Raw genomic sequence first — 6,493 nt, 5'->3', positions numbered from 1 at the left:
GGGCGGCACCCGGCCCACAGAGAGCGGCACCCCGTACGCGCCGGGCTGCGCGAACGACCTCTACGGCACCCTGGCGCGGGGTGCCCATCAGGCATGGGCGCAAGCAACGCCCTTCGGTTCAGGCAACCCGCAGGGTATGGCAGAATGGCCAGCTGTACTCGACAGCCGCACAGGAACCCTCTCGCCTCCGGCTGACGCGTCCATCGGGCACTCGGGTACCGCAACCCCACGCGGCAACCTCGCCGTGCCCAACCACGTCAAATCCAGGAGAACCCACTCCCGTGGCAGTCAAGATCAAGCTGAAGCGTCTGGGCAAGATCCGTTCGCCTCACTACCGCATCGTCGTCGCCGACTCCCGTACCCGCCGTGACGGCCGGGCCATCGAGGAGATCGGCCTGTACCACCCGGTGCAGAACCCCTCGCGCATCGAGGTCGACACCGACCGCGCGCAGTACTGGCTGGGTGTCGGCGCGCAGCCGACCGAGCCGGTTCTCGCCATCCTCAAGCTGACCGGCGACTGGCAGAAGTTCAAGGGCCTGCCCGCCCCGGCTCCGCTGCTCGTGGCCGCTCCGAAGGCCGCGCGTCCGTCGTTCGAGGCCCTGGGTGGCGACAACGACGGCAAGGGTGAGGCCATCACTCAGAAGAAGAAGGCTGAGAAGAAGGACGAGGCCGCGGCCGAGTCCACGTCGACCGAGGCCTGAGCATGCTCGAGGAGGCTCTTGAGCACCTCGTGAAGGGCATCGTCGACAACCCCGACGAAGTGCAGGTCGCCTCGCGCGACCTGCGTCGCGGGCGCGTTCTGGAGGTCAGGGTCCACCCCGACGACCTCGGTAAGGTGATCGGCCGTAACGGCCGTACCGCACGTGCCCTGCGAACCGTCGTGGGTGCCATCGGCGGGCGCGGTGTCCGTGTCGACCTCGTCGACGTGGACCAGGTTCGCTGATCATCACGCAGCACCGGCTCGGGCCGGGGAGGGCCACTTGGGCCGTCCCCGGCCCGTAGTCGTCTACGCGGTAATGCCGTAGGCACACGACAGGAGATTCCAGAAAGTGCAGCTCGTAGTCGCGCGCGTGGGCCGCGCCCACGGCATCAAGGGCGAGGTCACCGTCGAGGTACGTACGGACGAGCCGGAGCTGCGGCTCCCGCCCGGCGCCGTCCTGGCCACCGACCCGGCCACGGCGGGCCCGCTGACCATCGAGACGGGCCGTGTCCACAGCGGCCGGCTCCTGCTGCGCTTCGAGGGCGTACGCGACCGGACCGGCGCCGAGGCCCTGCGCAACGTCCTGCTGATCGCCGACATCGACCCCGAGGAACTGCCCGAGGGCGAGGACGAGTACTACGACCATCAGCTGATGGACCTGGACGTGGTCCTGACCGACGGCACCGAGATCGGACGCATCACCGAGATCTCGCACCTGCCCTCCCAGGACCTGTTCGTCGTGGAGCGCCCCGACGGCAGTGAGGTGTACGTCCCGTTCGTCGAGGAGATCGTGGTGGAGATCGACCTGGAGGAGCAGCGGGCGGTCATCGACCCGCCGCCGGGCCTGATCGACGACCAGGCCGAAATCGCGTCCTCCAGGGATGAAGAGGACTCCTCGGGGGCGGACGCCTGATGCGTCTCGACGTCGTCACGATCTTCCCCGAGTACCTCGAACCCCTGAACGTCTCGCTCGTCGGCAAGGCACGCGCGCGTGGACAGCTGAATGTGCACGTGCATCATCTTCGGGACTGGACGTACGACCGCCACAACACGGTCGACGACACGCCCTACGGCGGCGGCCCGGGCATGGTCATGAAGACCGACCCCTGGGGCGACGCCCTGGACGACGTGCTGGCCGACGGATACGAGACCGGGTCCGGGCAGCCCGCGCTGGTCGTGCCCACGCCCAGTGGCCGTCCCTTCACCCAGGCGCTCGCCGTCGAGCTGTCCGAGCGGCCGTGGCTGGTCTTCACGCCGGCCAGGTACGAGGGCATCGACCGGCGGGTCATCGACGAGTACGCGACCAGGATGCCCGTCTACGAGGTGTCCATCGGCGACTATGTGCTCGCCGGCGGCGAGGCGGCCGTACTCGTGATCACGGAGGCCGTCGCGCGGCTGCTGCCCGGGGTCCTCGGCAACGCCGAGTCGCACCGGGACGACTCCTTCGCGCCGGGTGCCATGGCCAACCTCCTGGAGGGGCCGATCTACACCAAGCCGCCCCAGTGGCGCGGCCGGGAGATCCCGGACGTGCTGCTCAGCGGCCACCACGGCAAGATCGCGCGCTGGCGCCGGGACGAGGCGCTGCGTCGTACGGCGGCCAACCGGCCCGACCTGATCGAGCAGACCGACGCGTCCGCCTTCGACAAGAAGGACCGCGAGATGCTCTCGATCATGGGGTGGCAGCCCGCCCCCGACGGCCGATTTTGGCGCAGGCCAGAGGCCGTGGAAGAATAGGTCGCTGTTGTGCGTCGTCCGGCGTGCGCCCCTGCCACGGGGGGACACGACGCCCGCCCCGGCACGGACAGCATCCTTTCGAAAACCAAGCTCCCGTTGATGACCTGTGGCATCAGCGAAGAAAGCAGACGAAATGTCCAACCTGCTCGACTCCGTCGACGCCGCGTCGCTGCGCGACGACGTTCCGGCCTTCCGCCCGGGTGACACCGTCAACGTCCACGTCCGCGTCATCGAGGGCAACCGCTCCCGTGTGCAGCAGTTCAAGGGCGTAGTCATCCGCCGCCAGGGCGCCGGTGTCCGCGAGACCTTCACGGTCCGCAAGGTCTCGTTCTCCGTCGGCGTGGAGCGCACCTTCCCGGTGCACACCCCGATCGTCGAGAAGATCGAGCTGGTCACGCGCGGTGACGTCCGTCGCGCCAAGCTGTACTACCTCCGTGAGCTGCGCGGCAAGGCCGCGAAGATCAAGGAGAAGCGCGACAACTGAGCTTTCGCGGAGCCCGATATAAAGAGGGCTCACATCGACGCCGGATAACATCCTGCGTCGATGGACACCGAAGCACAGCCGACGGAGCGCGACCGCTCCTCCCACCCTGTTCGATCCGAGGAGATCTCGGACACCGAGGGGCCGGAGGACCGGTCGCGTTTCGCGTTGGTGTCCCGGGCGGCCGAGTGGCTCCCGGGTGGGCGGATCACCCTGACCGTGCTGGTCTGTCTGGTTTTCCTGCTGCTCTTCAGCAGGTTCGTGATCCAGCCGTTCGAAATTCCCAGCCGCTCGATGGAGAGCGGATTGAGGATCGGGGACCGCGTTCTCGTAAATAAGTTGGCGTACCGTTTTGGTGCCGAGCCGCGGCGAGGTGACGTCGTCGTGTTCGACGGAACCGGCTACTTCGGGCACGCCGACTACATCAAGCGCGTTGTGGGTGTGGGGAGAGACCACGTGGTCTGCTGCGACAAGGAGGGGAGGATCGAGGTGAACGGCCGGTCGGTCGACGAGTCGACATTCCTTTACCCCGGTGACAGCCCGTCCACGGTGTCCTTCGACGTCGTGGTGCCCGAGGGCAGACTCTTCGTCATGGGGGATCACCGCAGCGACTCCAGCGACTCCCGGGACCACCTGGGTTCACCCGGCGGCGGCATGGTGCCCGTCGGCAGGGTGATCGGCCGGGCCGACTGGATCGCCTGGCCGAGCGAACACTGGACCCGGCTGGACCGACCCGGCGCGTACGCGCGTGTTCCGGCCGCGGACGGTGTCCATGGGTAACCGCGGCAAGCCGCGCGGGGTGCCCACCAGCCCCGCCGAGCAGCTGCTGCCCACCGGCTCCCGCCGGGCGGCCGGCGCCGCCGCGAGGCCTGGCCGGGCCGAGCGGCGCAAGCTCCAGCGCAAGGTCAAGCGGCGCAGGCGGCGCTCGGCAGTCAAGGAGATACCCCTCCTGGTGGGCGTCGCGGTTCTCATAGCTCTGGTTCTGAAGACGTTCCTCGTGCAGGCGTTCGTGATCCCGTCGGGCTCGATGGAGAACACGATCCAGATCGGCGACCGTGTCCTCGTGGACAAGTTCACCCCCTGGTTCGGCTCCGAGCCCCAGCGCGGTGACGTCGTCGTCTTCAAGGACCCCGGCGGCTGGCTCGACGACGAGCCGGCGGCCCAGAAGGGCGAGGACCCCATCGTCGTCAAGCAGGTCAAGCAGGGGCTCACCTTCATCGGTCTGCTGCCCTCGGACAACGAGAAGGACCTCATCAAGCGGGTCGTCGCGGTCGGCGGCGACACCGTCAAGTGCTGTGACTCCCAGGGCCGCGTGACCGTCAACGGCATGCCACTCGAAGAGACGACCTACATCCACCCCGACAACAAGCCGTCCTCCATCACCTTCGAGGTGAAGGTCCCCGAGGGGCGCCTGTGGGTGATGGGCGACCACCGGTCCAACTCCGCCGACTCCCGCTACCACCGCACCGAGGCGTACAGCGGCACGGTGTCCCTGAACTCCGTCGTGGGCCGGGCCATGGTCATCGCCTGGCCGTTCGGTCACTGGACCCGTCTGGAGGAGCCGGACACGTTCTCGTCGGTGCCGGGCGGGTCGGCCACCGCCCTCGGCCAGTCGCATAGGGTGGCTTCCGCGGATCGGTACGGATCGATCCCGCTCCCGACCCCTGCGGAACTCCCGCTCGTTATGGGAGTGGTGGGCCTGCGTCGCATCCGGCGCGGGCGGCGGCACGGAGTGAGGAGTGGATGTGGGGGATTTGGCGGTCGGCGCACGGTCCGGACAGGACGGTCCCGAGGAACAGCGCCCCGCGGAGCCGGTTCCACCGGCCGCAGAGGACGCCGGCCCCGCCGAGAGTGACCCCCGGGCCCCAGGGCTCTCCGGGAGTGGCTCAGGGTCCTCCGGGACGGGCAGCGGGGACTCCGGGGACGACACGGCGCAGGACCTCGGCGAGCCCGGCCACAAGCCCAGGAAGCAGCGCTCCTTCTGGAAGGAGTTGCCGCTGCTCATCGGTATCGCGCTGGTGCTCGCGCTGCTGATCAAGACCTTCCTGGTCCAGGCGTTCTCCATCCCCTCGGACTCCATGCAGCACACGCTGGAGCAGGGCGACCGGGTCCTGGTCGACAAGCTGACCCCGTGGTTCGGCTCCGAGCCCGAGCGCGGTGAGGTCGTCGTCTTCCACGACCCCGCCGACTGGCTGGCCGGCGAGCCGACCGTCGAACCGAACCCCGTGCAGCGGGTCCTCGGCTGGATCGGCCTGATGCCGTCCGCCAACGAGAAGGACCTCATCAAGCGCGTCATCGGCGTCGGCGGCGACACGATCGAGTGCAACGGCACGGGCCCGCTGAAGGTCAACGGCAAGGCGCTCGACGAGCCGTACGTGTACGCGGGGAACACCCCGTGCAGCGTCGACGACCAGGGCGGCCAGTTCAAGGTCACGGTACCGACGGGCAAAATCTGGGTCATGGGTGACCACCGGCAGAACTCGCTGGACTCCCGGTACCACCAGGAGGACAAGAACGCGGGCTTCGTCCCCGTGGACAACGTCGTCGGCCGTGCGATCGTCGTCGCCTGGCCGCCCACCCGCTGGGACACGCTGCCGATTCCCGACACCTTCGACCAGAACCTGAGCGCCGCCGCTCCGGGCGCCCTCGGCCTCGCGGGCGCGGTCCCGCTGGTGCTGTGGCGCAGGCGCCGCGCGGTCGGTCGTACGACTCCTCCCGTTACCGCCGGAAACTCCGGTGTTCCCGGGCCGGGTACCGCCGGGTAGGGTGCCGTCCCAGGCAGCCGATCTGGGGGACCACTGGATGACCAGCACGACTACACGTACGGACGAGGGCCACGGACGGCTCGGCAGCAAGCTGTCGGGACTGGCCGTGGCCCTCGGCTGTGTGCTCTTCCTGGGCGGCTTCGTCTGGGGCGCGATCCTCTACCAGCCGTACACCGTGCCGACCGACTCCATGTCGCCCACCATCGTGGCCGGTGACCGGGTGCTGGCCCAGCGGATCGACGGCGGTGAGATCGAGCGCGGTGACGTCGTGGTCTTCACACAGGAGAGCTGGGGCGACGTGCCCCTGGTCAAGCGGGTCGTGGCCGTGGGCGGGGACACGGTCTCCTGCTGTACGGACGGCAAGCTGGTCGTCAACGGCAAGCAGATCCAGGAGTCCTACATCCCCAAGGGCCAGTCCGCAGAGCTGATGGGCATCCCGTCGATCACGGTCCCCAAGGGACGGCTGTTCGTGCTCGGGGACGAGCGGACCGGCTCGCTGGACTCCACGGCCCACCTCACGGAGGCCTTCAACGGCACGGTGGCGCGCGGCTCGGTGGCCGCCCGCGTCGACGCCGTGGTGTGGCCCATGAACGGCATGCTGGCCCGTCCCACGGGCTTCGAGACCCTGGGGGGCCTGTCCTCGCCGGGGCCGCTGCGGCTGCTCACCGTCGCGATCGTGGTGGGCGGGGTGCTCGTCCTGGGCGGCGGCGCCTACGGGCCGGTCGCCACGCTGATGGCGAAGCGGCGGCGCCCTGTCACGGAGGCGGAGCCCGCCGGTGCCCGCTGAACCGGTGGGCGGTATCGAGGACTCGT

Annotated in this window: 9 protein-coding genes; all 9 read left to right on the top strand. The window is 69.2% G+C overall.

What is annotated here, in order from left to right:
- The first annotated feature begins 281 nt into the window (after positions 1 to 281).
- The 9 genes from rpsP to lepB (ACWDR4_RS37955) all read left to right on the top strand — a co-directional run bounded on the left by rpsP (position 282) and on the right by lepB (ACWDR4_RS37955) (position 6,467).
- Positions 282 to 701, top strand: coding sequence for a 30S ribosomal protein S16 (gene rpsP / locus ACWDR4_RS37995; protein WP_235474561.1), 420 nt, complete (start codon positions 282 to 284; stop codon positions 699 to 701).
- A gap of 2 nt (positions 702 to 703) precedes the next feature.
- Positions 704 to 943 (top strand): RNA-binding protein, encoded by a 240-nt coding sequence (locus ACWDR4_RS37990; protein WP_006373563.1) that lies wholly within the window; start codon positions 704 to 706, stop codon positions 941 to 943.
- 106 nt (positions 944 to 1,049) lie between these two features.
- The gene (gene rimM / locus ACWDR4_RS37985; RefSeq protein WP_450415289.1) at positions 1,050 to 1,613 is read left to right on the top strand and encodes a ribosome maturation factor RimM; all 564 of its coding nucleotides are present in this window, start codon (positions 1,050 to 1,052) and stop codon (positions 1,611 to 1,613) included.
- Positions 1,613 to 2,434 (top strand): tRNA (guanosine(37)-N1)-methyltransferase TrmD, encoded by an 822-nt coding sequence (trmD, locus tag ACWDR4_RS37980; protein ID WP_450415288.1) that lies wholly within the window; start codon positions 1,613 to 1,615, stop codon positions 2,432 to 2,434. Before rimM ends, trmD begins: the two co-directional genes overlap by 1 nt.
- Positions 2,435 to 2,567: 133 nt before the next feature.
- Positions 2,568 to 2,918, top strand: a complete 351-nt coding sequence (rplS, locus tag ACWDR4_RS37975) for a 50S ribosomal protein L19 (RefSeq protein ID WP_450415286.1) — start codon at positions 2,568 to 2,570, stop codon at positions 2,916 to 2,918.
- Between the two features lie 60 nt (positions 2,919 to 2,978).
- Entirely contained in the window at positions 2,979 to 3,695 is a 717-nt protein-coding gene (gene lepB, locus ACWDR4_RS37970) for a signal peptidase I (RefSeq protein WP_450415284.1), read from the top strand.
- Positions 3,688 to 4,770 carry a signal peptidase I gene (gene lepB, locus ACWDR4_RS37965; RefSeq protein ID WP_450415282.1) on the top strand — a complete coding sequence of 361 codons (1,083 nt, stop codon included), beginning with the start codon at positions 3,688 to 3,690 and terminating at the stop codon, positions 4,768 to 4,770. The genes lepB (ACWDR4_RS37970) and lepB (ACWDR4_RS37965) overlap by 8 nt, the downstream gene beginning before the upstream one ends.
- Positions 4,661 to 5,680, top strand: a complete 1,020-nt coding sequence (lepB, locus tag ACWDR4_RS37960) for a signal peptidase I (protein ID WP_450415281.1) — start codon at positions 4,661 to 4,663, stop codon at positions 5,678 to 5,680. The genes lepB (ACWDR4_RS37965) and lepB (ACWDR4_RS37960) overlap by 110 nt, the downstream gene beginning before the upstream one ends.
- A gap of 37 nt (positions 5,681 to 5,717) precedes the next feature.
- A complete protein-coding gene (gene lepB, locus ACWDR4_RS37955) occupies positions 5,718 to 6,467 on the top strand; it encodes a signal peptidase I (RefSeq protein ID WP_450415279.1) in 750 nt (249 codons plus the stop codon).
- Positions 6,468 to 6,493 lie beyond the last annotated feature (26 nt).

The sequence above is a fragment of the Streptomyces sp. NPDC000878 genome (assembly GCF_053599695.1).
Note: the sequence above shows the minus strand (reverse complement) of the source record. Positions and strands in the feature narration are given on the sequence as shown.